Here is a 26,211-nt window from a genome sequence, read left to right as displayed (position 1 = left end):
CGGGCGGAGACGACGGGGTCTCTGGGCGACCCTCCGGGAAGATCTGGAGACCGTGCTGCAGCGGGACCCCTCCATCGGGTCCCTGCACGAGGCCGCGCTGCACCCGACCCTGGTGGCCCTGTGGACGCACCGGCTGGCCCGCCATCGCTTCGAGCGCGGTCACCGGTGCACCGCCCGGCTGCTGTCGAACGTGGGGCGGTTCCTGACCGGCGTGGAGATCCACCCCGGTGCGCGGATCGGCCGACGACTGTTCATCGACCACGGCTCGGGCGTCGTCATCGGGGAGACAGCGGTGATCGGCGACGACGTGACCATGTACCACCAGGTGACGCTCGGCGCCGTGGGCTGGTGGCACGACATTCACCGGGCCCCCGGTGAAGCACGGCACCCCCGCATCGGGGACCGGGTGGTCCTGGGGGCGGCCGCCACCGTGATCGGCCCCGTCACGGTGGGCGACGACGCGGTGATCGGTGCGAAGGCCCTCGTCGTCGACGACGTCGCCCCCGGAACGCGTCGGCTGGCGCCGCCGGCGGTGGAGGCCGACGGCGCGAGAACGGCCCGGCGGCGCGACACGGCGTCCGCGCGGGAGAACGGGGCCCGTCCGGCCCCGCGTACCCGGGCCGCCGGCAATCGCCGCCCGGAGCACGAGGACATCCGCCAGAAGGCAGACAGCCGTCAGACAGAGGAGAGGACACACACCATGACCACCACCGCATTCGACCACCGGAAGGTCGTCGTGATCGGCGGCGGCCCTGGCGGTGCCACCGCCGCCGCGCTGCTCGCCCGCGCGGGTATCGAAGTGATGCTGCTGGAGCGGGAGTCCTTTCCGCGCTACCACATCGGCGAATCCCTGGCCGCCTCCTGCCGCGTGATCATGGAGATGTCCGGCGCGCTGGAGAAGGTGGAGAAGGCCGACTTCCCGATCAAGCGCGGAGCCCTGCTTCGCTGGGGCGTCGAGGAAGACTGGACCATCGACTGGCAGGAGATGTTCGGCGACGACGTAAGGTCCTGGCACGTCGACCGCGACGTCTTCGACGACATCGTTCTGCGGAATGCCGCCGACGCGGGTGCCGAACTCCACACCGAGGCGACGGTGAAGAAGGTCGTCTTCGAGGGCGACCGGCCGGTCGCCCTCGAGTGGTCCTACAACAGCGAGCCCGACAAGGTCATACGGACGTCCGCCGACTACATCATCGACGCCTCCGGCCGTGCCGGGATCATCGCCAACAAGCAGTTGCGGCACCGCCGTCCGCACGAGATCTTCCGCAACGTCGCCATCTGGGGCTACTGGAAGGGCGGCAAGACCCTGCCGAACACTCCGGGCGGTGGCATCAACGTGATCTCCAGCCCCGACGGCTGGTACTGGGTCATCCCGCTGAAGGACAACCGGCACAGCGTCGGCTTCGTGACGCACCAGACCAACTTCGTGGAGCGGCGCCCGTCCTTCGGCTCCACGGAGGAGATGCTGCACTCCCTGATCAAGGAGTCCGACACCGTCAGCGCGTTGCTCGACGGCGCCACCTATGAGGCGCCGACCCGGGTTGAGCAGGACTTCTCCTACGTCGCTGACAAGTTCTGCGGCCCCGGCCACTTCGTGGTGGGCGACGCGGCCTGCTTCCTCGACCCGCTGCTGTCCACCGGCGTCCATCTCGCCATGTACAGCGCGATGCTCGCCGCCGCCAGCATCATCTCGGTCGGCGACGGCACCGTCACCGAGGAGCAGGCCCAGGCCTTCTACGAGTCCGCCTACCGGCACACCTACTCGCGGCTGCTGATCCTGGTCGCGGGCGTGTACAAGCAGTACAAGGGCAAGTCGAACTACTTCTGGCTGGCCCAGAACATGGTCACCCCGCAGGACGAGGGCGGGAAGGACGTTGCCAACGCCGCCTTCACCGAGCTGACCTCCGGGATGACCGACCTCCGGGACGCCTACGAGGCCCAGCGGGGCGTCAAGGCGGAGGCACTGCTGCAGCAGGCGAAGACCACCGAGGAGTGGAACGACAGCGAGGAGAAGTCCCAGGACCGGGGCATCGCCGTCTTCCGCCTGGAGCCGGGCGACCTGTACGACGCGGGAACGGGCCTGCACGTGGTGACCTCGCCGCGGCTGGGGCTGCGCCCGACGAGCTGACCCGGCGGACTGGCGGCCCGGTGCCGGGGCCGGCGACGGCCCCGGCACCGTACGTCAATCCGGGACATCAAAACCCGTACGGATATCTCCCCCTGCCGTAGGGCTGATTCAAGCCAGATTCGACGGGACGACAGAGCGATTGCCCTTCCCGCTGATGGCGGAACCGCCCCGGTATCCAGCCGACTGAGCCTCCGACGGAATGAATGCCGGCGGTGAGAAGAACATTCGGTTGATCGTCCGGACAGGCTCTAGCCTGGTCCGTGGTCCAGGAAGGCGCCAACCCGACATGGCTCAGCAGCGGGTTGGCGGACTTCCTCCGGACGTCCAGGCCGTCGGCTGGTAGCAGGAAGAGGAGCGGGAGATGGAGAAGGACAACAAGTTCGTAGTGGTGCTCAACCGCAGCTATGAACTCCCACAGCTTGTTTCCGGTATCGGGCACGTCACGGCGGGGCTTGTGGCGAGCCTCTCGAAGGATCTGGATGAACTGAAATTTGACGAGTACAAAACGGCCGACGGCGAAGGCTACCCCTGGATCAGCGACTGGCCGTTCATCATTCTGAAGGCTCGCGGCGGTCAGCTGCAGACGCTGCGCGAGACGTTGAAAATCCGGCAGCTCCCGCACTCGGCGTATCTGGACACCATGCTCACCGGCGGATGGGCCCACCAGAAGAAGATCACCAGCGAGCGGAATTCCTCCGAGGTCGCCGTGCTGGCGCTGGCGACCTTCGGTGACCGGGCGACGATCGACGAGCTGACCAAGAAGTTCTCACTCTGGCGGTAGCTGGAAGGCGAACACACGACTGGGGCCCGGCCTGACCGCCGGGCCCTCGTATGTCCGGGACTCCCGGGGAAGGCAGGACGTTGCACATGCACGACATGGCGGCTGGGTCCGCTCAATCGGCCATCGGTACCGTCCTTGCGGGACTCGCGCTCATCCTCGCGGTGGCTGCCGTCTTCGCCCGGCTCGCCCGGCTCGTCAGCCTGCCGGCGGTGGTGGGAGAGATCATCGCCGGACTGGCGCTCGGCCCCAGCCTGCTCGGGCTGTTACCGGGGGACCTCACCCAGCTCCTGTTTCCGACGGCCGTCCGCCCGTATCTGGAGGTGGTGGCCCAGCTCGGCCTGGTGCTGTTCATGTTCGGCATCGGCTATCAGCTCGACGTCTCCCACCTCAGGGGAGCCGGACCGCAGGTGACGTCGGTGTCCCTGGCCTCGGTGGTGCTGCCGTTCGGGCTCGGCGCGGGGCTGGCACTGGCGCTGTACCCCTGGCTCGACCAGTCCCAGCTGAAGACGGACGGGCCGCTGGCCCCCGCTCTCTTCCTGGGCGCCGCGATGTCCATCACCGCGTTTCCCGTCCTGGCCCGGATCATCACCGAGCAGGGCATGCAGAAGCACCGGGTGGGCACCATGGCCCTCGCCTGCGCCGCCATCCAGGACTTCCTCGCCTGGTGCATCCTGCCGCTGGCCGTCGCCGTGGCGACCGCGCACGGCGGCGGCCCGCTGCTCCGCATGGCCCTCGCCTCCGCGGCCTTCGTCGCCGTCCTGGTCCTGGTCGTACGCCCCGGCCTGGCGTGGCTGCTCGCCCCGGAACGGCGCTGGACCAGCAGCTCCGTGTTCCTGAACACGGTGCTCATCTGCGGCCTGCTGGGCTGCGCGTGGGTCACCGATCGGATCGGTCTGCACGCCGTATTCGGCGCGTTCGCCTTCGGCACCGTCGTGCCTCGGCAGCACATCGACGCGACGGCGCCCGAAGTCCCCGAGCGCATCGAGCAGGCCAGCCTGCTGTTCCTGCCGGTCTTCTTCACCGTCACCGGGCTGTCGGTGCACCTGGACTCGCTGGGCGGGAGGGGGCTGGTGATGCTCGCCGCCGTGATCCTCGTAGCGTGCGCGGGCAAGTTCGCCGGCGCCGTCGGCGCTGCCCGGCTCACCGGCGCGGGCCCGCGCGAGTCGCTGACCCTCGGCATCCTGCTGAACGCCAGGGGCCTGACCGAACTCGTCATTCTGAACGTGGGGCTCACCCTCGGGGTGATGGACACCCGCCTGTTCTCCGTCATGGTCGTGATGGCCGTGGTGACCACGGTCATGACCGGCCCGCTGCTGCGGCGCGTCCACCGCGACAAGGACGGCCGGAGCGGGCGGGCGGCTCCGGATCTGGTCGGCAGTGGCCGGTGATCCGGCAGTGGCTGAATTTGGTTGTAGAATTCAACGGAATCTGTTGAAGAACCGAGGGAATACGCGCGAAACTGACGGGACTTTCGCTCCCAATCCGGTCCGGCCGGGCTTGGTTAAGGTTGTCCGTGTCGGCGGTAAAAGTGGTCCATACCAGATTCTGAGATGGGTGTTGACTTCGCATCGATAACGCGCGGGAATGTTTCCGTTCGCACTGGCCGCTGATTCGAGGTTCCCGTCGTGCGTGTGTCATTGCTTGGTCGGGTGGTAGTCGAGTCCCCGCAAGGGGCGGTCGCCGTCAAGGGAGGAAGAATCAGCGCTCTGCTGGCTTTGTTGGCTGTCGCGTCTCCTGCTCTCGTTTCCAACAACCACCTTCTTCAGGAGATATGGCAGAGTCGCCGGCCGAGCAAAGAGGACAATGCCCTTCATGCATTGATATCCAGGTTACGCCGGGATCTCGACCGACTCTGCGGAACTGGATTCTCCCATTCCCATATCATCACGGGGCGACCCGGATACGGGCTGAGACTGACGCATTCCGAGGTCGATTCCCGGCTCTTCGACCAGCTCTGCGGGCAGGCGCGTGAGAAGGCCGGGGAGGAGGCGCTCCACCTGTACGAGCGCGCGCTGGCGCTCTGGCGTGGGCCCGCACTGGACGGCGTTTCGGACGGGCCGCACCTGCGCGGTGTGCGGGCGCGCCTGAACGAGAGCCGACTGGTCGCGTACAGCGAGAAGATCAACATCGAACTCGATCTGGGCCGGCACACCCAGGTCCTCGGTGAACTGCGGGAGCTCACCTCACTGCACCCCGTCCATGAGGACTTCGCCCGTCAGCTCATGGTCGCCCTCTACCGCGCGGGTCGCCAATCCGAGGCCCTGGCGGCGTACGCCAGGGTTCGTCGCGCCCTCCGGGAGCAGCAGGGCATCGAACCCTCGCCGCTCCTGCGGGAATGCATGAACGCCGTGCTCCACCACCACTTCCCGATGACCCCTCAACTCCGCTCCGTCCCAGCAGCCTGACGACCATCCCTGCGATGCGAGCTGACGACACATCCATGCCAAGGACAGGTGACGTGCTTGACGTACTTCCCGCTCTCTCCCGAACAGCGGAGCATGCTCTTCCTCGAAGGCATCTTCGGCCCTGGGATCTTCCACAACATGCGGGTCACCGTGCCTGTCCCCGAAGGGGTGGACACGGATGCCGTGCGGCTCGCCGTAACCCGGCTCCAGCAGCGTCAGGAGTCGCTGCGCAGCCATCTCGTCGGTAGATCGGCCTTCGTGCAGACGACCGGCCCCACCACCGCACCGCTGGTGGTCAATGTCGTCGCCGAGGGCCGGAGCGTCGCCGAGGCCCTGGAAGAGCGACGTGCCGCACTGCTCAACACCGAGCAGCGGCGGAACCGGCCCGGGCGGGCCCACTTCGAGCTCGTCCAGGATGCCGAGGGGCGCGAGCGCCATGTGACGATCGCCCTCGACCACTTCGTCTGCGACGGGATTGCCGCGGCGGTGGTCGCCTCCGACCTCGTACGCCTCATGCGGAGCGGCGAGGACCTCGGCCCGCTGCCGAAGAGATTCGCCGACCTGTGCAGGGACCGCACAACGGGTGCGACCGGCAGGCGTGACCGGGAGCTGCGCAACTGGACGGCGGCGATGGAGGACCTGGAGCCATTGACCGGACTCATGCCCCATGCCGGGCCCCCCGCTGCGGGCTCAGGCGAGCTGACACGCAGTCAAGTCGATGGTGTCTTCGCTGGTCCAGAACTGCACACCCGCGTCACGGCGTTGAGCGACAGGCACGAGTCCACGCCGTTCGCCGCGATGTCCGCCCTCACCGCGCTGGCGATCTGGCGACGGACCGGCCGGAGCCGGTTCGTGATCTTCAGCCCGGTCTCGACTCGACGTGACACTGCTTCGGAGGCCGCGGTCGGCTGCTTCGCGCACGACCGGCCGGTGGTCTGCCACGTCGATCCCGACCAGCGCCTGTCGGAGTACATGAAGGCGATGATGGCGGGGACCTGGCGAGGGTTCCGCAACGCCCTGCTTGGCGTTCCGGACCTGGCCCAGGAGATTCCCGCCTTCGGCACGACGCTGCTGGACGACGGCGTGGATTACGTACAACTGCACGTGTGGATGGAGGCCGAGGACGCGGACGACGCGCACCTCCCCGAACCGGTGGACAGCCGCACCGTCACCGAGCACGGCCCGTTCGAGCCCTCCCACGACCTGACCGTGACCACCTGGCGGTTCGGGTTCTCACCCCGCCGGACCACCCTGCGCTCGTACTTCGGCGGCCCCACCCAGGGGCTGGCCCGGTCCGAGGCCGTCGGTCACGAGATCCTCGCCCTGCTGCGGACGGCGGACGAGGTCGAGGACATCCCGATCCGGCAACTGGCAGAGCTCGCGCTCGGAGGTTGAGGAGACCACGTCATGTATGAAGAAATCAGGCAGGTCATCGCCGAGGTGCCCAAGCTGGAGGGCATCGTGGACGAGCTGCCGCCCGACGCCGACCTGTGGGACGCGGGCATGGACTCCATGACCAGCGTGCAGATGATGCTGCGGCTCGAGGACCACTTCGGAGTGGAGTTCCCGGACAGCGCGCTGACCCGGGAGGCCTTCGCCAGCATCCGGAACCTCGCTGCGGTGCTCGGCGGACTTCTCGGGACACAGGAGGTCACGGCCGGATGACCGCGACGGTACGGACGGGAATCACCCCGGACCTCGACCGGGCGCTGAACGCCGCTGTCGAACAGGCCGCCGCGTCCGCCCCCGAGGTCGACCGTGGGGCGAGGCTGCCCGCCGAGGCCATCAAGGTGCTCCGGGACAGCAACCTGCTGACCGCGGTGGCGCCGCGGGAGCTGGGCGGCCTCGGGCTGGATCTCGGGGCCCTGGTGGAGATCTCCGAGCGGCTCGCCCGCGGATGCGGTTCCGCGGCGATGATCTGGGCCATGCATCAGGCCCAGTTGGCCTGTTTGGTCAGGCACCATTCGGACTCGCCACTGCTGCGCCGGGCCATTGCCGACCGCTGGCTGATCGCCTCGGTGACCAGCGAGCGCGGTGTGGGCGGCGATCTGCGCCGCTCCCGTACCGGCGTCGCCGGCGGAGACGACGGCACTCATACGCTGGAGAAGGACGGCACCACCGTCTCGTACGGGGCACATGCGGACGCGTATCTGATCACGGCGCGCCGTTCCGTCGACGCCGCCGCGAGCAGCCAGGTCGCCGTTCTGGTCACCCGTGAGCAGACCGCGCTGGAGCAGGCGGGCGAGTGGGACACGCTCGGCATGCGCGGGACCTGCAGCGCGGCCTTCCGCCTGCGCGCGCGTTTCGACGAGTCGCAGATTCTGCCGGCGCCCTTCCAGGACATCGCGGCCGCCACCATGGTGCCGCTCTCCCACTTGCTGTGGGCTGGGGTATGGACCGGGCTCACCGCCGAGGCGGTACACCGTGCGGTTCTCTACGTCCGGCAGAAGTCCAGCGCGGGGACGGTCGTCCAGGTCCCGGAGCTGGCCCAGGCGCACGCCAGGCTCACCGGAATGCGCGCCCAGCTCGAAGCCGCCGCAGTGGCCGCGACGCCGGTCCTGGAGGCGGGGCAGGTGCCGACGATGGGCCTGGGTGTCCAGCTCAACGCTCTCAAGGTCTCGATCTCCGAGGCCGCCATCGAAGTCGCCCAACTTGCCCTGCGGATCTGCGGGATGGCTGGATTCGTCGAGCACGGTCCGTACTCGATCGCCCGGATCCTGCGCGACACGTACTCCGCCCCGCTGATGATCGGTAATGGCCGGCTGCTGGCCTCCAACGCCCAGCTGCTGCTGCTGTCCCGAGGAGAGAGATGACGGCGTCCTTGCCGCGAACCCCCGGCGCTCCCGCCCCCGGTGTGGTGCTCACCCCGAGCGAGGACAACGGCATCCTGGACGGTCTGCGCGCCGGTATCGCGGGGATTTTCGGCGCCGAGAGCGAAGAGCACTACATCGCACCGCCGGTCATCGCCCGTGCCACGGCGGAGCGGGCCGGCTATCCGGAGTCGTTCCCCCACTTGCTCGGCACCGTGCACGGTGCGCCGGACGGCGGCGAACCGGGTCCCACGGACCTGGTGTTGACCTCGGCAGCCTGTCATCACCTGTATCCGCTGGTCGCGGGAGAGACCATCGTGGGCGAGCGCTCCCTGAGCGTGGAAGCCCCCTGCTACCGGGGCGAGGCCACCACGGAGACCGGTCGTCTCCGCTCGTTCCGGATGTACGAGATCGTGCGCTTCGGGGCCCCGGACACCGTCGCACCGTGGCGCGACAAGGCGCTGGCGGCGGCCGATGCCTGGCTGCGGGAGCTGGGGCTCGACACCGAGGTGGTCGCGGCCAACGACCCCTTCTTCGGGCGCCCGGGACGTCTGATGGCGGCTGTGCAGCGCACCGAGAAGCTCAAGTGGGAGTCGACCACCGAGCTGGCCGATGGCCTGGTGCAGTCGGTGGCGTCCGCCAACTGTCACAAGGAGCACTTCGGGGAGGCATTCGGCCTGGTGCTCCCGGACGGAGCGGTGGCGCACAGCGCCTGCATGGCCTTCGGCCTGGACCGGATCGTGATCGCCCTGCGGCACCGGCACGGCCACTCGGTCGAGGGCTGGCCGCGTTCCGTACGGTCCCTGCTCGGGCTCTGACCGGGATGCTCCCCAGCTGACGCCGGGCGATGCACCTGTGGAGGTGCCCCAAGGCCGGGGGCCGACGGTGATGGCCGTCGGCCCCCGGCCCCTATGGATCGTGCTCAGACGCGGGTGGCGACGAGGACGCCGGAGGACCAGTCCAAGTGGGTGGTCGCCAGGCGCTCGTCGGCGAGCAGGCGCTCCTTCAGCGCATCCGCCCGGGGGCCGTGTCCCTCGGGCCAGGTGGGCTGTGGCAACAGGTCGTCCACCACATAGAGCCCTCCCGGTGCGAGCAGTTCCAGCGTTTCGTCGAGCCGTTCGAACTTGCCGACCCAGGTGTCCGCGAAGATCAGGTCGAAGTGCTCGCAGTCGAGGCCGTCCAGCAGCGCCCCAGCGTCGTCGTGGACGAATCGCACACGTGGATCGTGCCCGAGGTGCTGCTCGGCCACGTCCGCGAGCGACTTGTCGTTCTCCACGGTGAGCAGGGTGCTGTTGGTGGTCATTCCGCCGAGCAGCCACGCGGTGGACATGCCCGCGCCCGTGCCGAGTTCCAGAACGCGGCCGCCGGGCTTGGCCGCCGCGAGTGTCCGCAGCAGTGCTCCGGTGCGCGGCTCGCACGACATGGCGAAGCCCAGCCGGGTGCAGTGGGCGGCGATCGAGTCGAATACCTCGTGGTGGAAATCCATGGGTCTCGCTCTCACTCGGCGGTCCTGAGGACGACAGGAAGGGTGCGGGGCCTGCGGAACGTCACGCCCGTGACCGGTGGCGGAGCTGCTCCGCCGGGCGTTTCCATGGCCGCGGTGCGCTTGAGCAGTTCGTCGAGAGCGTACTGGATCTCGGCGACGGCCAGCCGGTTGCCGGGGCAGGTGTGCCGGCCGCGGCCGAACGTCAGCTCGGAGCGCTCGGTGCGGCCCGCCAGGAAGCTCGCCGCGTCCTTGAACACCTCCGAATCCCGGTTGGCCGCGGCAAGGTTCACCTGGACTCCCGCGCCCGCCGGAATCGCCACACCGCCGAGTTCCGTCTGGTGACGGGCATAGCGGAGAGTGAAGTGCATGGGCGGCTCCCAGCGCAGGACTTCGTGGACGAAGTCCTGGACGGACAGGCGGCCCTCCCGCAGCTCCTCCTGGACGCCGTCCACGGTGAACATGCACACCAGGGCATTGGCGAGCGAGCAGATGGTCGTCTCGGTGCCCGCGCTGAGCAGCAGGGTCGCGGTCCGTACGATCTCCCCGTCGGAGATGTCCAGCCCTTCGCGCTCCGCGCAGCGCCCCATCAGACCGCCGCGCCCGCTCCCCACACCCTTCCGCAGAACTTCGGCGGTATAGGCCTCCAGTTCCTCCCGTGCGTCCGCGGCGGGGGCGAGCGGAGCGCTCGTCCGGTCGAGGTAGTCGATGATGGGCCGCAGTCGCTCGGCGAGCCAGTGGCGATCGTCCTGGTCGAGGCCGGTCACCGCCATCGCAACGCGCAGCGGCAGCTCCTGCGCGAAGTGTTCGATGAAGTCGCCCGAGCCGTGGGCGACCATCCGCTCGGCCAGCTCCGCCGCCACGGGCCGTACGACACGCTCGATCAGCGTCCGTACGCTCTTGCCCGTCAGGTCGGCGTTGACGAAGGGCCGCAGCCGGGTGTGGTCGGGGCCGTCGGTGTCGACCAGGGTGGGCCCGAGGACCTGCTGGCTGCGGCGGAAGGGGTACTCCACGGTGAAGTCGGGCCCGCGGAACACCTGCTCGGCCAGGGCGTGGCTGTGCACGAAGAAGCAGCGGTGGACGTCCGACCAGCCGATGGGCTGGTTCTCACGGAACCAGGCGTAGTACTCCCAGGGGTGATGTTGGTGCAGGGAGGCGTCGAAGTCCCGGGAGCCCACCTCCCCGGCCGCCACCGTCGTCGTCGTGATCACCATCAGATGTCCATGCGCAGAGGGCGGCGTCCTGCCAGGTAGTCGTGGAGACCGCAGACCTCGCTGAGCCGGCTTCCGCCCCGTACGGCCCGGCGCAGCTGCTCCTCCTGGTCGCGCAGGAGGCGTGCCGCGTTGAAGACGGCCGAGAGATGGCGCTCGCGCACCACCACGACGGCGTCCTCGTCACCGAACACCCAGTCGCCCGCGGAGACTTCGAGGGGAGTGCTGCCGCCCCGGTCGGCGTCGACGGCGGGGACTTCGATGGTCATGGGCAGTTCGACCGCGGGGACCAGGGCGGTCTTCGCCGAGATGATGTTGACCTCGGTGGAGTACACGGGCAGGTCCAGGCCGCGGAGGAAGCCCAGGTCGCGCACGGCCCCGTTGACCACCAGGCCGCCCAGGCGCTGCGCGGCGGCGGCCGTGCCCAGGATGTCGCCGGCCAGCGCCTCGGAGCGCTCCGCGGTGTTGGTGGCCAGGAGAACGTGGCCGGGCGGGGTGGCGTCGAGGGCCTGGAGCATCGGCAGCATGTCGTTGTCGGTGGCGACCGGGAAGGCGGGGCCCGCAAGATGGGTCACCGAGGTGCGGCGCTCCAGTGGCCAGGCCACCACCTCGACGTACTTCGGCGCGGCGTCCCTGAGCTGGGCGCAGCCGAACGCGGTGAAGCTCTTGCGGATCTCGTCGATCCGTTCTTCGGTGTACGACGCGTTCATGCCGACACCCCGTCCGCCGTCGTCACCGTGTCGGACCCGGCATCGCCGACGTAGGTGTCGTAGATGCGCTCCAGGGTGTGGAACGTGCGCAGGGAGTCTGCGGTCAGGACGATCTCCCGCCCAATGAGCTCTTCCAGGTGTATCAGGACTTCCACCATCGCGAAGGAGTCCAGATAACCGAGGTCCCAGAGATTGTCCCGGGGCCCGGGTACCGGTAGTTCCCGGGGGGCCCGCAGGGTCTGGAGGATGGTCGAGAAACGGGAGTAGAACTCTTCACGTTGCATTGCGTAACTCCTGCGAAATGCTGGGGATTTTCCGTTTTCTGGTCAGAGGGGCTGTTTCACCTCCTCTGCGAGCACGTTCAGGGCGTCGGTGAGCTGGTCGCGCGGGATGGTGAGGGGCGGGGCCACCCGGACGCGGTCGCCGGCCGCACCGCCGGTGAAGGGCAGGACACGGCGCCGTACGCATCCGCGTACCACGTCACTGGCCTTGGCGTGCCCGAACGAAAGCGCGGGACCGGTCAGATGCACGGTGTGCACCCCTGGGATCTCCTGGATGCGTTTGGCGCACAGCGTGAGCGCCTCCTCTACCCCGTCCATCAGTGAGGTGAGCCGGCCGCTGTCGATCCAGTCCGCGACGGCGGCCGCCGCACGGAAGCCGAGCACGCCCGTCTGGAAGGTGTGGGCGAGAGCGAGACCGGTCCCGGCCGTGCCGTCGAACGCCTTCGGATAGACCACGGCGGACAAGGGGTACAGGCCGTTGGTCATCGACTTGCTGAACAGGTGGATGTCGGCGTCGATGCCGAGGGCGCGGGTGGGGCTGAGGCTGCCGTGCCGGTAATAGCCGGCCTGGATCTCGTCGGCGATGACGACCGCACCCGCCCGGCGGGCCGCCGCGACGGTGGCGGCGAGCCAGTCGGGGTCCACGGGCACGTAGCCGTTGGCGCCCTGAACCGGTTCGAAGATGAAGGAGGAGACGCCTTCCCACTCCGTGAATTCCGTACCCGGACGCAGGTGTGTCACCAGCGGGTCGACCGATCTGGTCAACGGTGTGTTCTGCAGGGCGAGTTCGCGCTGGGCCGAGGTCGCGGCGAGCGCGTCGAGTCCCAGTCCGTGGAAGGCCCCTTCCAGGGCGAGCACCTTTCCCCTGCGGACGCGCTGGCCGATGGCGAGCGCGCTGGAGACGGCGAAACTGCCTCCGACCTGGAAGAGCACCTGGTGTTCGGGCAGTCGCAGCCGGTCGGTGAGCCACTCGGCGACCGTCGCGGCCTCCGGCGGATAGACACCGGCGGCGACGTCGGCGGTCAGTCCGCCGAAGGGCGCTATCTCCGGGTTGAGGTGCCCGAAGTTCACCGCGCCGTACGCGCTCATGAGGTCGGTGTATGTGGCGGTCTCCCCGTGCGCGTGACGGAGTACCAGCGTCGCGTTGCGGGCGCTCTCCAGGGTGAGACCATGGCCGAGGACGGAGGATTCGTCCAAGGGGCTGATCCGAGTGGTCATCGGGATCCTTTGGTCGGGGGTGTGGCCTGGACGTACTCCGCGCGCAGCCGGGCACGGTCGATCTTGCCGTTGGGTGTGGTGGGGAGCGGACGGTCGGTGATGTGGATCCGGCCGGGCACCATGTAGGGCGGCAGGTTGCCGGCGCACCACTGGCGCAGCGTGGCCGCGTCCAGCGTTTCGGCGGGGTGTCCGGGACCGCTCCGCCCGGTGACGAAGGCCAGAAGCTCGTCTCCGGAGCCGGAGACGGTGACGGCGGCCTGGGCGACTCGGGGATGGGAGCCGAGTGCGCGTTCGACCTCTTCCAGCTCGACGCGGTTGCCGCGCACCTTGACTTGAAGGTCGGACCGGCCCCGGAAGTAGAGGTAGCCGTCGCTGCCGAGCTCGGCCAGATCACCCGAGCGGAAGACCACTTCCCCGTGGTCCGGCCGCAGGGGATTGGGGACGAGGGCCCGTGCGGTCGCCTGCGGATCACGCCAGTAGCCGGAGAAGAGGTTGTCGGCGCGCAGATATAGCTCGCCGGTGCGGCCCGGCTCGGTGACCGGCTTGCCGTCCTCGTCGAGCAACAGCAGCTGCGCTCCCGGGTGCCCCCAGCCCATGGGGAAGGTGTCCGCATCGGCGGGCAGCGGGTTCGGAAGGTCGAGGAAGGAGCAGGCCACGGACTCCGAGTGGCCGAAGCAGTTGATGACCCTCAGCTCGGGGAAGGCCTCCCGCATCGTGTGCAGTTCGGCCGCCGGGAAGGCCTCTCCCGCGAAGAAGACCGTGCGCAGCGCCGCGGCCCGGGGCAGTTCCCGCGGCACGTACCGCAGGATCGAGGACCACAGCGACGGCACGCCGTTCATCTGGGTCACCCCGCTGCTGCCCAGATAGTCGAGCATCTTGCGCGGCTGGTGGTAGAGCGCGCGGTCGACGAGGACGAGCGTGGCTCCGGAGCCGAGCGCGAGGCCGTAGTCGAGCAGGGAGAAGTCGAACTGCAGCGGTGAGAAGCTGCCGACCCGCGCGCCGTCCTCCAGTGCGCAGTGCTCACACAGCGCGCGCCAGAAGGCGAGTACGGCCGCGTGGCTCATCATGATGCCCTTGGGCTCGCCCGTGGTCCCGGAGGTGAAGATCAGGTACGCGAGGTCGCGTTCGGTCGTCTCCAGGCGTACGAGGGCGGAAGGTGCCCGGCGCGGCCCACGGAACAGCAGCGTGCCGTCGCTCAGGCCGGCCTTGACCCAGTGGGCGGTGCGGCCGGGCTCCGGGTCGGCCGGTCCCACGGAGGCGGCCTCGGCAACGAGCAGTGCGGCTTCGGTGCGTTCCGCGATGGAGCGGAGGCGGGTCTCGGGCGCCTCGGGGCCGACCGGCACGAACACCGCGCCCACCATGGAGCAGGCGCACAGCAGCGCCAGGGCGTCGGGGGACGGGTCGAGCCCGAGCACGACGCGGTCGCCGGGCTCCACTCCCCACTCGGCCAGCTGCCCGGCGAGCGTCCGGGCACGGGCGGCCAGTTCCGCATAGGTGAGGGTGGCGTCGCGGCTGACCACGGCCGGCTGGTCGGCGCGTTCCTGTGCGTACCGGAGCAGGAAGTGGTGGAACAGCGTGTCATGGTGCGACCCGTAGGGAGAGGGTCCGGGGCGGGCCGTCATCAGGGGGCCTCGATCACGGTCACGCCCCATTGACTGGGGCCGGATGCGAGCAGCAGCATGCGTTCACCTGATTCCGCCGGGCGATTCCCTGCCGCGTCCACAAGATTGATCAAATTGTCGGACGCCAGCGCGTGGCCCAGCCTGGGGATGTTCTCCAGGTACACCTGGTCGACGGAGAATCCGGTGAGTTCCGCGAGTCCCCGGTTGACGCGGTTGTTGTAGTTGTTCGGAAGTACACGGGAGATGTCCTGGGGTATCGACCCGACGGCGGCGAGTGCCCTTCCCGCCGCATACGCACACCCCTTGCCGAAGGCCGACATGTAGCGCATGAAATTCACGCCCGGGTCGACCTTCGCGAGGTCGGGGTCGATGTGCAGTTCCGAGTGCAGGTGCCGCACCGCGCCCGGCAGGGGGTCACGTGTCACCAGCAGGCTGCTCGCGGCGTCGCAGTGCACCGAGATCTTCCCGATCACCATGCGGTCGCTGGTGGCCTCGCGGGTGTCTGCACAGATGACCAGGATGTCACCGGCCATGCCGGACACGATCAGTGCCCGCGCCATGTGCAGGGCGGTGTGCAGATTGGCGCAGTACGAGAAGGACACGCCGATGGGGTAGGCGTTCGGAAGGCCGAGGTCGCGCTGGAGCCGGCCGGCGGCCACCTCTTTCATCGCGAGCTCGTCCCAGTGGCTGTTGGTGGCATGGATCAGATGAGTGATCCCGGCACGCCGCTTCGGGGCGACCGCTTCCAGCGTCCTCAGTGCCGAGGCGCGGGCCAGAGCCGTGGACGTCCGTGAACTCACTCGGTAATTGCGTACGCCGACCTCACGCAGCCCATCGAGAGTATCCGCGGGTACGGAAGTGAGGTCCGCCAGGGAACGTTCGTGTTCGCCGAGTTCGTAAGCGATTCCGGCGAGGAAGACCGAGTCTTCGGTCATGCCTGCTCGACACCCCCCCGTAGAAGTCGATCAACTCGCCCAGTGAATCTCTCCGCCGGAGCGGAAGTCCAGTTGTTTTCCGGCCGGGAGGCGCCGATATCGAATTTCCGTCAGAGTCCTGTCAGGGTGATATCAGGTTCGGGTCAGCATGGGGCGGGCAAGTTGCGTCGGCGTCACCGAACTTCTCATGATGACGAGCAGCGGCGATGTCGCGTCTCGACGGACCGGGGGCGTCGTGGGCCGGAGTGGGTTGCATGGTGGGGGGAGTGTTCGGCGCGTATGGCCGAAACATCGGCGAATGACTCGATCAGGAGCCAGAGCCCGGAGTCCGACCGCCTCGACGGGAGATCCATCTGGTCACACGGCTTCGTACTGTTCTTCACCGCCCGTGCGGCGGCGAAGCTGGGCGACACCATGCTGCCGGTCGCACTCGCCGCCGGTCTGCTCGAGAGCGGCTATGGAGCCGGTGCCGTCGGCCTGGCGATGGCAGCGCCAACCGCCTTCTTCGTGGCCTTGGTGGTGTTCGGCGGGGTCTTCGCCGACCGGTTCAGCACTCGCCGGCTGATGATCGGTGCCGACCTGGTCCGGCTGGGTACGCAGTCGCTGGCCGCGGGGCTGTTCTTCTCCGGTCAGGTGGCGCTGTGGCAGGTCCTGTCGATCGGCGCGGTCAACGGTGCCGCCGCGGCCGTCTTCCAGCCGGGCGTGGCCAGTACGATTCTGCGCCTCGTGGATGACGCCCAGAAGGCCAATGGCGCGATCCGCATCGCCGAGTCGGTGATGGCGCTGGCCGGACCGGCCATCGCGGGCTTGGCGGTCGTCGCTTTCTCCTCCGCGGGCGGCGTCTTCGCGCTGCACGCCGGCACCTACCTCGTCAGCGCCCTGTGTCTGCTGCTGATGCGTCTGCCCGGGGAGACGACGACGGCGGCCACCGCTCAGCACGGGGCCGCCGGCTTCTGGGTCGACCTTCGCGATGGCTGGCAGGAGTTCAGGGCACGCACGTGGCTGTGGAGCGTCATCGTCATCTGGTGCGTGCTGACGATTTCCGTCTGGGGCCCGACCATCCCACTGGTTGCGACCGAGGTGGTCCGGGAGCACGGCCCGCGGGCCTACGGCCTGGTCAACTCGGCGCTGGGGGCGGGAACCATCTGCGGCGGACTGCTGGCGCTACGGCTGCGCCCTCGCTTCATGCTCCGGGCCGGTGCCATCGCCTTCGTGGGCTTCGCCCTCTTCCCCGCTTCCGTGGGAGCACAGTCGCCGGTGGTCGCCATGGCGACCTGCGCGACGGTCGCGGGCGCGGCCATGGCCTTCTGGGGGGTGATGTGGGCGACCAGCGTACAGACCCAGGTCCCGCCCGCCGTGCTCAACCGCCTCTACGCCTACGACGTGGCGGGCTCGCTCGCGATGATGCCGGTCGGCCAGGCTCTCGCGGGCCCCGCCGCCGCGTCGTTCGGCGCACAGCACGTCCTTCTGGCAAGCGGGTTGATGACACTGGTCGTCTGCACCGCGCTGCTGGCCGTCCCCGCCGTACGCCGTCTCCCCCGGGTCGATGCGGCAGCGGAGCGGTGAGCGGAACGGTGGGGAGATAGGGTCCATGATGCGCACGCACGTCCTCTCCGAAGACACCGTCTCCGTGCTCCGTGCGCTGCGGGGCGTACGAACGGCCCACCACGGCGGAACACAGCAGGAGCGAACCGCCCTGCTTGGGCGGTTCGCTCCTGGCGCTCCACCGCGACGACTACGTGGCGGCGCATCTGCTCGTATGCGAGTGCGCTGCGCGGGCCCGCGGGGTTCCGGTCGGTGGACTTCGGGGAGACGCCGAGCTGCCCACCTTGCCGACAGTCCAGGCCCGCAGGACCTCCCACCTGGTCGCCCTGTACCGCGGAAGGCGCAGCAAGCCGGATCAGTTGACGGCCCGGTCCGGGCGCCCTCAGGATCGGCGCGGAGGCTGGGGATCCGTGGAGGTGAAACCGTCGGTGAACGAGGGCGGCACGTCGCCGGGAGCGGTTCCCCAGGCGCTGGGGGAGGAGCCCATCGTGAAGTCCAGCGTGCCTCCGCTGGCGATGTCCCGGTAGCGGATGTAGTTGTGGCTTGTCGGAGTGCCCTTGACGGACAGGCTCTGAACGTACTGCGCGCCGGGCCCGGCGCCGGTGCCGTTGATCTGAATGTTGCCGGCGGTGCGATGGATGAGCACCGAGGAGAACAGCGGGCCGTGCAGGGCGAGGGTGTCCGCGCCCGGAGTGACCGGGTACATGCCCAGGGCCGCCCATACGTACCAGGCAGAGGTGGCACCGAGGTCGTCGTTGCCGGGCAGTCCGCCTGGATCGGTCGTGAACTCGTTCATGATCCGCCGCACCGCACTGCTCGTTCCTGAGGGGTGGGCGGCGAAGTTGTACGCCCACGGTACGTTGTGCTCGGGTTCGTTGCCGATGTAGAAGTACGGTCCCGTCTGTCCGTGGTTGAGCTTGGTGAAGTGGTGGTCGAGCCGCCGGATCGCGGTCGCCCGACCGCCCATCAGGTCGAACAGGGACTGATAATTGAACGGGACCATCCACGTGTACTGTGCCCCGCTTCCTTCGGTGAAGCCGTCACCCGAGGCCGGGTCGTAGTCCGGGGTCCATTCCCCGTTCTCCTGGCGCGGTTGGATGTAGCGCGAGGCCGGGTTGAACACTTTCGTCCAGTTTTGGGCGCGCCGCATGTATGTGGACCAGTCAGGGGCGCCCTGTGCCTTGGCGAACTGGGCGATGGCGAAGTCCGACGCCGCGTATTCCAGCGAGTCCGATGCCTTGCCCGGAACATAACCGAGGTGAAGGTATTTATCCGAATGCGTCCGGATCTTCTTTGCTTCGAACCACGAGGAGCGCCCTTCGGCCGGTTGGCTGAAGGAACCGCCACTGGCGTTCTTCCGCATCAGGCTCAGCGCGGTCGTCGTGTCGAAGTCGCGTACGCCGAAGGCATAGGCGCTTGAGATGACGATCGGGCCGGGATCGCCGTTCATGGTGTACGTCTCGGTGCTCTGCTCCGACCACTCGGGAAGCAGACCGCCCTGGACTCCGTCGAGCACCATGGATTTGACGACGTCTGTCATGACATCGGGCACGATGAGCGCGGCGAGCGCCGCCCAGGACCGGTAGATGTCCCATCCCGAGAAGTTCTGGTACACGGCGTCCATTCCCGCGGGGACCGTGTGGACCGCACCGTCGAAGCCCACGTAACGGGCGGGCACGGTGCCGTACGCCAGATCGCTGGCCACATTGGGGTTCTGCATCACGTGGTACAGCGATGTGTAGAACTTCTCCAGATCGGCGGTGGAGCCGCCGGTGACCTGGATCTTGTTCAGGCTCCGGTCCCAGGCGTTGTCGGCTTGGCTCACCACATCGCTGAAGGTGGTGCCGGCCGGCTGCTCTTTGTCCAGATTGGCCCGGGCGCCGTCGAGGCTTACGAACGACAGGCCGACCTTGAGGTTGACGGTCTGGACGCTGCGCGTGTCGAACGTGACGTAGGCGCCACTGTTTGTGCCGGCGCTGACTTTCAGCTCACCACTGGTCGCGTCAAGAGTGGCGCCGTCCTTGAACGTACCGTACCCGGTGGGCATGCGGTCGCCCTGGTCGAACTTCATCACGAAGTAAATCTTGAACTTACTCTTCTGTGATGGGTTGGGGCAGAAGCGGCCGGCTTGTGTCCATCCGGTCACCTCGACTTCCCCGTCTGGGCCGCGCCTGACGGTGGTCGGTGCGGAATGATCAACCGTGCGTGTGGCATTGCCGGCAGTATTGATCAGAATTCGGGAGGTGGTGGTCTGCGGAAAGGAGAACTGTGCCGCGCCAGTGCGCTGGGTGGCGCTGAGCTTCACCGTTGTGGGGCGGGCCACGCCGGCAGGGGTCGTCTCGGTCAAAGTCGTCTGGTAGTACCCGGGCCTTGCTATCTCCTTGCTCTTGGGCAATGCGAAGCGCCAGTGTTTCTCCGACGGAGATTTGACGGTGCTCGGCATGATCTGGATGTTCTCATTGTTGGGGCAGCCCGCGCCGTTGAAGTGGGTCAAGCTGAACTGCTTGATCAAGGGCTCGCTTTTACGGTAGCCGAACGGGATTTTGGCGCCGGGAACGGCGTTGGGCGTGTCCGGCCCGAACTGCACCATTCCAAACGGCGCCATGGCCGCCGGGTGGGTATTCCCGCCGGCACCCTGACGCACCGGATGGGTCACGGTGGTGCTCGTGTCGGTTCCGATGAACGGGTTGACGTATCCGGTCAGGTTGAGCGGCGTCGTCGCGTCGGCCCGTCCGTCGGAGAAGGGCAAGTTCACGATGCCGAAGGTCGCGGCGCACAGCGCCAGGACGGAGAGAATCACCGGTGCGGGTGATCGTCGACTGACGTGTGCAATGGTCACAGCCGATAGCTCCGATTTCTTGCCTGTCGAAGTAGACGGCCTTCGGTGTCTCCCAGTGGCCACCGTCGGGCCGGCGAAGACGGGATAGGGGTGCGGTCTGCCGCGCGAATGTCGCGGGCCCGCGTTGCTGCGCTTCGAGGTCTCCTCACGGCGCGCGCAGGCCGCGTCACACGGGCGACTGGTCGCCGTCCGCTCTGTCCCGGCAACCCGGCCACTATTAGTGACCATTGGTCTGGTTATGTCTGATTCAGGCGTATTTACTGGTAGGTGGGGGGTGAGGTTCAGGCCGCGCCGGGATGAGACGCAGCCTCGCCCGGAGCAGGTACGGGCTGCGGCGAAATTACCTGTCGGGGTCTGGTCGATGCCAGACGTCGACAATGTGACGGATCACACGGAACGCGGAGATGCCATCGAATGAACACCCGTTGACCATCACGCGCCGCGGTAACTGTGCTCCTGCGGGCCGTGAGCCGCTTGGCGGTGAACAGCGACGCGGCGGTGTGTGCACGGTTCGATCGCTCAAGGCGCGGCGATGTGTGGGCATCTGACCACACAGGCGACGAACGCCATAAAGGCGGAATGTCGGATAAGTCCCCGCAGGGAGCAGTGCCTGGTTCCAGGCCCCTCAACCGGTACGCGCCACTGGGGGCGCGCGCGGGGGCGCCAACGCGCTCTGGCTGGTACGGCGGACGGGCAACCGGTATGTTGCGCTCCCTGTCGCCTCGGGGTGGCATGGTGATGGAGCGTTGAGGGGCATGCAGTGCGGTACTTCAGCCTTCCGCCCCTGGTGGAGACCTTGCGGTCGGGCAGTCTTGCGGATTCCGTGTACGAGGTGGCCGGGCGAGACCCGAAGTTCCAGCAGCTCGCGTGCGACACCCTGTTCGCCGGGTGGCACGAGATCCTTGCCCCGCCGGGCGAGCAGCCGTCCATCCTGGCCTTATGTCCGCGATGCGCGTCAGGATCCCGCCCCGCCTGACCCCGACCGCAAGTCCCAGGCCAACAGCGGCTGCCGAGTTCCTGGGAACCCGGCTCGCCAGGCCTTCGGCCCGACCATCTCGGTCACGAAGGCCTGGCGGGCCGGGTCATTCCTCAGTGCTGTGTTGCCCGATCTTTGATCGGGGTCCGTGCCAACCGCGGCACATACCGACGACGCGCACGTGCGTGCGGCATGCGGCCTTCGGTGAGGCAGCCGCGTCATCGAGGGCATGCAGCGGTGGGGCATGTCAGGCCACGGGCAGTGGCTGCAGGCGCTCGGCGCCGGTGTAGACGTTCATCGAGGCGCCGCGCAGGAAACCGACCAGGGTCAGCTCGTTGTCCGCGGCCAGGTCCACTGCGAGCGAGGACGGGGCGGAGACGGCCGCCAGCATGGGGATTCCGGCCATCAGCGCCTTCTGCACCAGCTCGAACGAGGCCCGGCCGCTCACCATCAGCACCGTCTCGCGCAGCGGCAGCAGTCCCGACCGCAGGGCGTGGCCGACGACCTTGTCCACGGCGTTGTGCCGACCGACGTCCTCCCGCAGGCACAGCAGCTCCCCGTCGGCCGAGAAGAGTCCGGCGGCGTGCAGACCGCCGGTGCTGTCGAACACCCGCTGGGCCGCCCGCAGACGGTCGGGGAGGGCCGTCAGCACCTCCGGTCCGATGCGCAGCGGGTCCTCGGCAACGGACCACGCCGCCTGGGTGCGCACCGCGTCCAGGCTGGCCTTGCCGCACAGCCCGCATGAGGACGTGGTGTAGAAGTTCCGCTCCAGCGACGCGTCGGGAGCGGCCACACCCCGGGCCAGGACGACGTCCACCACGTTGTAGGTGTTGCCGCCATCGGCCGTGGCGCCCGCACAGTAGCGGATCCCGGCCACGTCGTCGGCAGCGTGCACCACGCCCTCGCTCACCAGGAATCCGGCCGCGAGGTCGAAGTCGTCGCCCGGGGTGCGCATGGTCACGGTGAGCGGGCGCCCGCCGACCCGGATCTCCATCGGCTCCTCGGCGGCCAGGGTGTCCGGGCGATGCGAGGCCGCCCCCTCCCGAATGCGCAGAACCCGCCGTCGTACGGTCACTCGCCCCATGGTTCACTCCTCTTCTCGGAGCCGTGCTCCGCCGGTGTTGAGCGGTTGAGCCGGTTCGATGGGTTGGCACATCGGACCGTCTCCCGGACCTTGTCACCGGGGCACCGCCGGCCCCGGCCCACTGTCGACGATATGACCTGCGACGAGCCCCGCGCTCCCACACCATCGGGGAAGATTCCGACGGCTGTACCGTGCCGTGATCACCAGGCACAGCAGGGCCCACGACTGCCAGGCCTGCCCGCTCTCCTTCTGCGTCCGTGGAGGTTGGCCGACACTGCCGACCTGGTCGAGTTGTATCGGGATAGCGCCCTGCGCCGCTGGCTCGTAGCGGACCGGGTCGGCAGTCGCCGGCGCAGACCGTGTTCTCGTGCCGTAGCACGAGCAGCTCTGCGTCTTCGGCCGCGTCCAAGCGGGATCCGCGTTCCGCGTAGGCTCAGGCGGGTGAGCGAGTACCAGTACTACGAGTTCCTGGCCATCGACCGGCCCCTGAGGACCGAGCAGCAGGCGTCCGTCCGAGAACTGTCTACCAGGGCGCTGATCACTGCGACGAGTTTCACCAACGAGTACCACTGGGGTGACTTCCGGGGCGATCCTGCGAAGCTGATGGAGCGCTTCTACGACGCTCACCTGTACCGCGCCGACTGGGGCACCCGGCGGATCATGCTCCGCTTCCCTGTCCGCGCGCTGCCCGCGCGGGTCGTCGAGCGATTCCGCCTCGGGGACGCCCTGCGCGCGTGGACCCATGACAGCCACCTCATCCTCGATATGTGCAGCGAGGATGAGGGGGGCGACTGGGACGAGACGGCAGAGACGCCGCTGTCCGCGATCGTCGGCGTCCGCGGCGAGCTGGCGGGCGGCGATCTGCGGCCGCTGTACGTGGCCTGGCTTGCCGGGATCGGCACGTGGGAGCGGGACGAGTACGCCTTCGACGAAGACACCGAGGCAGAACTGGAGCCGCCGGTGCCCTCAGGCCTCGGCGAATTGAGCGCACCGCAGCGTGCCCTGGCCGACTTCCTGCGCCTGGACGACGACCTCCTGGCGGTCGCCGTCCAGGCCAGTGGAGCCGGCCAACCCCGGCCGGAGGGCGAAGAGGCCCGGGACCTGGCCGCTGCGGTTGCCGCCCTGGACACCGCTGAAAAGGACAACCTCCTGCTGCGCCTGCTCCGCGACGACGACCCCCTTCTGCGCACCGAACTCCAGCGACGCCTGCTCGGCGTCCGCGTACCCGATGACGGCGGGTCCGGGGAGCGTACGGTGGGCGAGCTGCTGGATGCCGCCGCCGCTCGCCGTCAGCAGCGCGGAAATGCTCAAGGAGTGCGGGTGTGACCTACCCGGCCTGGCGGGAGCACTGCGCGGCCGGCTGCTGCCCGACGGAGCCGGACGCCGAGCTCGCCCCCGAACCCGGCGGTCCTGGGAGCCAGCGTGCTGTGCCTGTGACAGCCGGGGGCGGCAGTGGCGCTCCCCCTGGACCAGAGACGACAGCGCTCAGCAGAACATGAGCCATGGTGATCACCCGAACTCCTGAAGCGGCGCTCACCGCTGTCGCGGAGGCACCGTCTGTAGACCGTCGAGGTCGCACCACCCGCGCGGCACCGCCGGCAACGCCCGGCCCGGCATCGGCCTACACCCGGTCGGCGGCGATCAGCATGTACTGGAAGCTGCCGCCCGTGTAGGCCTCGAGGAATACGTCCTCGATGCCAGTGGCCACGCTGGACTTCTTCCGCAGCTCCCAGTAGGGGATCGTCGCCTGCGTGAGGTCCACGACCTCAACCGGCACCAGCCGGTTGGCCGCCATCGCCTTGAAGTACATGGACCGGGGATGGATGTCGCAGATGTAGTGCGCGTTGATCGTAGAAACGGCCTTGGACGGCAGTCCGTAGGTGTCGTCGTAGCAGCCGGTGATCGTCACGTACCGGCCGTTGCGACACAACTGACGAGCATGCTCGGCGAACAGGTCGAAGAGGTTGCAGTACATCGTGGACTCGTTGTTCCAGATCGCCTGGTAGGTGCCCGACGGGAACCCGGTGTCAAGCATGTTCTTCAGGTGGAACCTGACCTTGCCCGAGATTCCGCGCTTGGCCGCCTGCTGGGTGGCGAAGTCGGCCTGGTGGCGGGAGATGGTGATGCCGTCCACCTCGCAGCCGAACCGCTCATGGGCCATGATCGACGACCCGCCCCGCCCGCAGCCCGCGTCCAGCACCCTGTGATGGGGCTTGATGTCGCCGAAGCGGTCGAGGAGGAAGTTTGCCTGGGCGGTCTCGAGCCGGTGCATTTCCGCGATCGTCCGCTGTTCGATCGTGTCCGGGTCACCCTCGAGAACGGACCAGTCGACGTCGCCGATGCCGTAGTGATGGTGGAAGAGCTCGTCGATCTCTCCGAGCCGGAGGTTGACCGGGTTTCGTTCCCTGTTCCAGTAGGTGGCGACCGATTGCTGGTAGCCGGTCCCGATGATCGGGTTCGGGATTTGGGCGGGGATGTGCGCTTGCCTGTGCGGGCTCATGCTGACGTTCCTTGGGTGTCGGTGACCTGGTGGCGTGTGCTGGTGGCGTGCCATTCCCGGTTCCCGCCCATCCAGTTCCACACGCCGGTCAGGTAGCGGACGACGGTGGGCTCGGGCACGGCGGCCATGGCTGCCGCTGCGGATTCTTCGAAGGCGTGCATGAGGTCGTTGTGGATCCGGACGGCTTTGCGGAACGCCTCGTCGAGAGGGAGGTGTTCGTCGGCGGCGATGACACAGGGAAGGTTGAACGGAAGGCCGTCTGCGCGGAGCTCACGCAGCGTGGAGTACACGTCGTTGACCAGGGTGGTGGCCAGGGACGCTGTGGCGGTGGCGTCCTGAACGAGCGGGTGCGCGTACAGCTGTGGGGGAATCTCGTATCCGTCGACGCTGTCGGTGAGGGTCAGGCAGGGCCGGAAGGAGTTCATCTGCCGGTTGGCGAGGTACTGCCATACAGGCGGCAGTTGGCCGGCGATACGCCACCCATTCTCGGCCTGATATCCGAGGTAGAGCTGCGCGATATCGTGCTGGGCGCGTTTGAGCTGGGCCGGCGTGGCGTAGCGGGCGAGGTGGTTCATCGCCTGATGCTGGGCCTTGATGACCGGCTGGCTGTCGCGGTGCTTCTCCCACGTGGCCTGGAGTTCCCCGGTGAGGCGGGGCGGGTCGATGGCGGACTGAGCCAGGGACAGGTTGGGCCCGATGCTCTGGTCCGCCCGGTCCCGGTACCTGTTGGTTTCGCAGAAGTAGTCGTCGACCGCTGTCTCGGCGACGACCATTTTCGCGGGGGCCATCAGCCGCTCGATGTCGTCACAGCCCGGATGGCACAGGACCGTGCCCCGTCCGGGGTCGTGGGCCAGCACACCTTCGTGGTGCTGCTCGGCGCCGAGCCCCACTTCGTCCATCCAGACCAGGATGCGCCGGTTGATCTCGTCCGCCAGCACCGGATCATCACGGACTGGCGGGGGGCAGTACAACTGCTCGGTGCCCCTGGTGGTGCCCATGGGGGTGAGGGCCGATGCTCCCAGAACACCCGATGTGTGCGGGGCCTGAACAGGGACGGGAATCGGATGCAACACGGCGGGAATCACGTGTCATACCTCGCAATCTCAACGTTCTCCAGCAGCCCCATCGCGTCGGGCACGAGGATCGCGGCGCTGTAGTGGGCGGTGACGACGTAGCGCATGACGGCCTGATCGCTGATGCCCATGAAACGGACGTTCAGGCCGGGCGGATACTCGTCCGGGATGCTGCGTGGGAGCGGCGGTTGGCTGGCTGGTTACTCTTCGCTTTCTTGGCCTTACCCCTTGTCACACGGTCACAAGACCTCGGCCCGAGGCGTCAGCGAACCAGCGGAAGCAGGGGCAAGATTCCACGCCCCCTGTAACTGCGCGGTGGGACCCCGCGTACCCCCGCACCCACATACCTCGTCAGGATGGTTTGGAGGCAGGCATGTTGGGACCTCCACCAGGCCCATCGTCAAGCAGCTCATCCTGCGGCTGCGGCTGAGTGCCGGACGCCTTCTCGGCGGCCGCCACGTCACCGGTGACGGCGGTGTAGTGGCGCGTGGTGGCGGTGACCTTCAGGCCCGGCCGACTTCAGCCACGCGGTCACCTCGGCGACCTCAGCAGACGGCCCCGGCGGTGCCGTTCCTCCTCACGGGGCTCGCGCAGCATCGGGCCCACTTCA

21 protein-coding genes and 2 pseudogenes are annotated in these 26,211 nt (G+C 68.3%); 10 read left to right on the top strand and 13 right to left on the bottom strand.

Annotated elements, in window-relative coordinates; translation table 11 throughout:
• The first annotated feature begins 52 nt into the window (after positions 1 to 52).
• From epsC to ACY34J_RS15930, 8 genes are all read left to right on the top strand, one after another.
• Positions 53 to 2,128: a serine O-acetyltransferase EpsC gene (gene epsC, locus ACY34J_RS15965; RefSeq protein WP_462727147.1), complete on the top strand. Its 2,076-nt coding sequence runs from the start codon at positions 53 to 55 to the stop codon at positions 2,126 to 2,128.
• Positions 2,129 to 2,489: 361 nt separating this feature from the next.
• A complete protein-coding gene (locus ACY34J_RS15960) occupies positions 2,490 to 2,909 on the top strand; it encodes a DUF2000 domain-containing protein (RefSeq protein ID WP_462727146.1) in 420 nt (139 codons plus the stop codon).
• A gap of 86 nt (positions 2,910 to 2,995) precedes the next feature.
• Complete coding sequence (locus tag ACY34J_RS15955; protein WP_462727145.1) at positions 2,996 to 4,297, top strand: cation:proton antiporter; 1,302 nt, start codon at positions 2,996 to 2,998, stop codon at positions 4,295 to 4,297.
• Positions 4,298 to 4,534: 237 nt separating this feature from the next.
• Positions 4,535 to 5,314 (top strand): AfsR/SARP family transcriptional regulator, encoded by a 780-nt coding sequence (locus tag ACY34J_RS15950; protein ID WP_462727144.1) that lies wholly within the window; start codon positions 4,535 to 4,537, stop codon positions 5,312 to 5,314.
• A 57-nt stretch (positions 5,315 to 5,371) separates the two neighbouring features.
• Positions 5,372 to 6,709 (top strand): condensation domain-containing protein, encoded by a 1,338-nt coding sequence (locus ACY34J_RS15945; protein WP_462727143.1) that lies wholly within the window; start codon positions 5,372 to 5,374, stop codon positions 6,707 to 6,709.
• Between the two features lie 12 nt (positions 6,710 to 6,721).
• A complete protein-coding gene (locus ACY34J_RS15940) occupies positions 6,722 to 6,979 on the top strand; it encodes an acyl carrier protein (RefSeq protein ID WP_462727142.1) in 258 nt (85 codons plus the stop codon).
• Positions 6,976 to 8,127: an acyl-CoA dehydrogenase family protein gene (locus ACY34J_RS15935; RefSeq protein WP_462727141.1), complete on the top strand. Its 1,152-nt coding sequence runs from the start codon at positions 6,976 to 6,978 to the stop codon at positions 8,125 to 8,127. Before ACY34J_RS15940 ends, ACY34J_RS15935 begins: the two co-directional genes overlap by 4 nt.
• The gene (locus ACY34J_RS15930) at positions 8,124 to 8,942 is read left to right on the top strand and encodes a class-II aminoacyl-tRNA synthetase family protein (protein ID WP_462727140.1); all 819 of its coding nucleotides are present in this window, start codon (positions 8,124 to 8,126) and stop codon (positions 8,940 to 8,942) included. Before ACY34J_RS15935 ends, ACY34J_RS15930 begins: the two co-directional genes overlap by 4 nt.
• Before the next feature lie 104 nt (positions 8,943 to 9,046).
• On the opposite strand, the gene ACY34J_RS15925 is transcribed toward ACY34J_RS15930, so the two are convergent.
• Genes ACY34J_RS15925 through ACY34J_RS15895 form a run of 7 tightly spaced genes read right to left on the bottom strand, consistent with a single transcriptional unit; the run spans position 9,047 to position 15,584 of the window.
• Positions 9,047 to 9,610 carry an O-methyltransferase gene (locus ACY34J_RS15925; RefSeq protein WP_462727139.1) on the bottom strand — a complete coding sequence of 188 codons (564 nt, stop codon included), beginning with the start codon at positions 9,608 to 9,610 and terminating at the stop codon, positions 9,047 to 9,049.
• 11 nt (positions 9,611 to 9,621) lie between these two features.
• A complete protein-coding gene (locus tag ACY34J_RS15920) occupies positions 9,622 to 10,821 on the bottom strand; it encodes a cytochrome P450 (RefSeq protein WP_462727138.1) in 1,200 nt (399 codons plus the stop codon).
• Positions 10,821 to 11,528, bottom strand: a complete 708-nt coding sequence (locus ACY34J_RS15915) for an RraA family protein (protein ID WP_462727137.1) — start codon at positions 11,526 to 11,528, stop codon at positions 10,821 to 10,823. Before ACY34J_RS15915 ends, ACY34J_RS15920 begins: the two co-directional genes overlap by 1 nt.
• A complete protein-coding gene (locus ACY34J_RS15910; RefSeq protein WP_462727136.1) occupies positions 11,525 to 11,812 on the bottom strand; it encodes a hypothetical protein in 288 nt (95 codons plus the stop codon). Before ACY34J_RS15910 ends, ACY34J_RS15915 begins: the two co-directional genes overlap by 4 nt.
• Before the next feature lie 42 nt (positions 11,813 to 11,854).
• Complete coding sequence (locus tag ACY34J_RS15905) at positions 11,855 to 13,027, bottom strand: aminotransferase class III-fold pyridoxal phosphate-dependent enzyme (RefSeq protein ID WP_462727135.1); 1,173 nt, start codon at positions 13,025 to 13,027, stop codon at positions 11,855 to 11,857.
• A complete protein-coding gene (locus ACY34J_RS15900; RefSeq protein ID WP_462727134.1) occupies positions 13,024 to 14,649 on the bottom strand; it encodes an amino acid adenylation domain-containing protein in 1,626 nt (541 codons plus the stop codon). The genes ACY34J_RS15905 and ACY34J_RS15900 overlap by 4 nt, the downstream gene beginning before the upstream one ends.
• Positions 14,649 to 15,584 (bottom strand): 3-oxoacyl-[acyl-carrier-protein] synthase III C-terminal domain-containing protein, encoded by a 936-nt coding sequence (locus tag ACY34J_RS15895; RefSeq protein ID WP_462727133.1) that lies wholly within the window; start codon positions 15,582 to 15,584, stop codon positions 14,649 to 14,651. Before ACY34J_RS15895 ends, ACY34J_RS15900 begins: the two co-directional genes overlap by 1 nt.
• A gap of 279 nt (positions 15,585 to 15,863) precedes the next feature.
• Between ACY34J_RS15895 and ACY34J_RS15890 the strand changes: the two genes are divergently transcribed.
• Entirely contained in the window at positions 15,864 to 17,150 is a 1,287-nt protein-coding gene (locus ACY34J_RS15890) for an MFS transporter (protein WP_462727132.1), read from the top strand.
• Between the two features lie 361 nt (positions 17,151 to 17,511).
• On the opposite strand, the gene ACY34J_RS15885 is transcribed toward ACY34J_RS15890, so the two are convergent.
• Positions 17,512 to 19,968, bottom strand: a complete 2,457-nt coding sequence (locus ACY34J_RS15885; protein WP_462727131.1) for a GH92 family glycosyl hydrolase — start codon at positions 19,966 to 19,968, stop codon at positions 17,512 to 17,514.
• Positions 19,969 to 21,191: 1,223 nt separating this feature from the next.
• On the bottom strand, positions 21,192 to 22,028 hold the full coding sequence (fdhD, locus tag ACY34J_RS15880) for a formate dehydrogenase accessory sulfurtransferase FdhD (protein ID WP_462727130.1): 837 nt from the start codon (positions 22,026 to 22,028) through the stop codon (positions 21,192 to 21,194).
• Positions 22,029 to 22,469: 441 nt separating this feature from the next.
• On the opposite strand from fdhD, the gene ACY34J_RS15875 reads away from it, so the two are divergent.
• Entirely contained in the window at positions 22,470 to 23,354 is an 885-nt protein-coding gene (locus tag ACY34J_RS15875; protein WP_462727129.1) for a hypothetical protein, read from the top strand.
• Between the two features lie 295 nt (positions 23,355 to 23,649).
• Here the strand turns inward: ACY34J_RS15875 and ACY34J_RS15870 are convergent, their stop codons facing one another.
• From ACY34J_RS15870 to ACY34J_RS15855, 4 genes and pseudogenes are all read right to left on the bottom strand, one after another.
• The gene (locus tag ACY34J_RS15870; protein WP_462727128.1) at positions 23,650 to 24,528 is read right to left on the bottom strand and encodes a geranyl diphosphate 2-C-methyltransferase; all 879 of its coding nucleotides are present in this window, start codon (positions 24,526 to 24,528) and stop codon (positions 23,650 to 23,652) included.
• Complete coding sequence (locus ACY34J_RS15865; protein WP_462727127.1) at positions 24,525 to 25,526, bottom strand: family 2 encapsulin nanocompartment cargo protein terpene cyclase; 1,002 nt, start codon at positions 25,524 to 25,526, stop codon at positions 24,525 to 24,527. Before ACY34J_RS15865 ends, ACY34J_RS15870 begins: the two co-directional genes overlap by 4 nt.
• A gap of 83 nt (positions 25,527 to 25,609) precedes the next feature.
• Positions 25,610 to 25,771, bottom strand: a pseudogene (locus ACY34J_RS15860) (Crp/Fnr family transcriptional regulator); the annotation flags it as partial.
• A 256-nt stretch (positions 25,772 to 26,027) separates the two neighbouring features.
• Positions 26,028 to 26,151 (bottom strand): annotated as a pseudogene (locus tag ACY34J_RS15855) (protease pro-enzyme activation domain-containing protein); the annotation flags it as partial.
• Positions 26,152 to 26,211: the final 60 nt, after the last annotated feature.

Source organism: Streptomyces sp. HSS9-12, assembly GCF_054963655.1.
This window is presented reverse-complemented; position numbering and strand designations above follow the sequence as displayed.

What these genes read in the sequence shown, in the direction of transcription:
- ACY34J_RS15960 (WP_462727146.1), top strand. Translation starts at nt 2,490, where the DNA reads ATGGAGAAGGACAACAAGTTCGTAGTGGTGCTCAACCGCAGCTATGAA.
- ACY34J_RS15955 (WP_462727145.1), top strand. Translation starts at nt 2,996, where the DNA reads ATGCACGACATGGCGGCTGGGTCCGCTCAATCGGCCATCGGTACCGTC.
- ACY34J_RS15940 (WP_462727142.1), top strand. Translation starts at nt 6,722, where the DNA reads ATGTATGAAGAAATCAGGCAGGTCATCGCCGAGGTGCCCAAGCTGGAG.
- ACY34J_RS15935 (WP_462727141.1), top strand. Translation starts at nt 6,976, where the DNA reads ATGACCGCGACGGTACGGACGGGAATCACCCCGGACCTCGACCGGGCG.
- ACY34J_RS15930 (WP_462727140.1), top strand. Translation starts at nt 8,124, where the DNA reads ATGACGGCGTCCTTGCCGCGAACCCCCGGCGCTCCCGCCCCCGGTGTG.
- ACY34J_RS15925 (WP_462727139.1), bottom strand. Translation starts at nt 9,610, where the DNA reads ATGGATTTCCACCACGAGGTATTCGACTCGATCGCCGCCCACTGCACC.
- ACY34J_RS15920 (WP_462727138.1), bottom strand. Translation starts at nt 10,821, where the DNA reads ATGGTGATCACGACGACGACGGTGGCGGCCGGGGAGGTGGGCTCCCGG.
- ACY34J_RS15915 (WP_462727137.1), bottom strand. Translation starts at nt 11,528, where the DNA reads ATGAACGCGTCGTACACCGAAGAACGGATCGACGAGATCCGCAAGAGC.
- ACY34J_RS15910 (WP_462727136.1), bottom strand. Translation starts at nt 11,812, where the DNA reads ATGCAACGTGAAGAGTTCTACTCCCGTTTCTCGACCATCCTCCAGACC.
- ACY34J_RS15905 (WP_462727135.1), bottom strand. Translation starts at nt 13,027, where the DNA reads ATGACCACTCGGATCAGCCCCTTGGACGAATCCTCCGTCCTCGGCCAT.
- ACY34J_RS15900 (WP_462727134.1), bottom strand. Translation starts at nt 14,649, where the DNA reads ATGACGGCCCGCCCCGGACCCTCTCCCTACGGGTCGCACCATGACACG.
- ACY34J_RS15895 (WP_462727133.1), bottom strand. Translation starts at nt 15,584, where the DNA reads ATGACCGAAGACTCGGTCTTCCTCGCCGGAATCGCTTACGAACTCGGC.
- ACY34J_RS15890 (WP_462727132.1), top strand. Translation starts at nt 15,864, where the DNA reads ATGGCCGAAACATCGGCGAATGACTCGATCAGGAGCCAGAGCCCGGAG.
- fdhD (WP_462727130.1), bottom strand. Translation starts at nt 22,028, where the DNA reads ATGGGGCGAGTGACCGTACGACGGCGGGTTCTGCGCATTCGGGAGGGG.
- ACY34J_RS15870 (WP_462727128.1), bottom strand. Translation starts at nt 24,528, where the DNA reads ATGAGCCCGCACAGGCAAGCGCACATCCCCGCCCAAATCCCGAACCCG.
- ACY34J_RS15865 (WP_462727127.1), bottom strand. Translation starts at nt 25,526, where the DNA reads ATGGGCACCACCAGGGGCACCGAGCAGTTGTACTGCCCCCCGCCAGTC.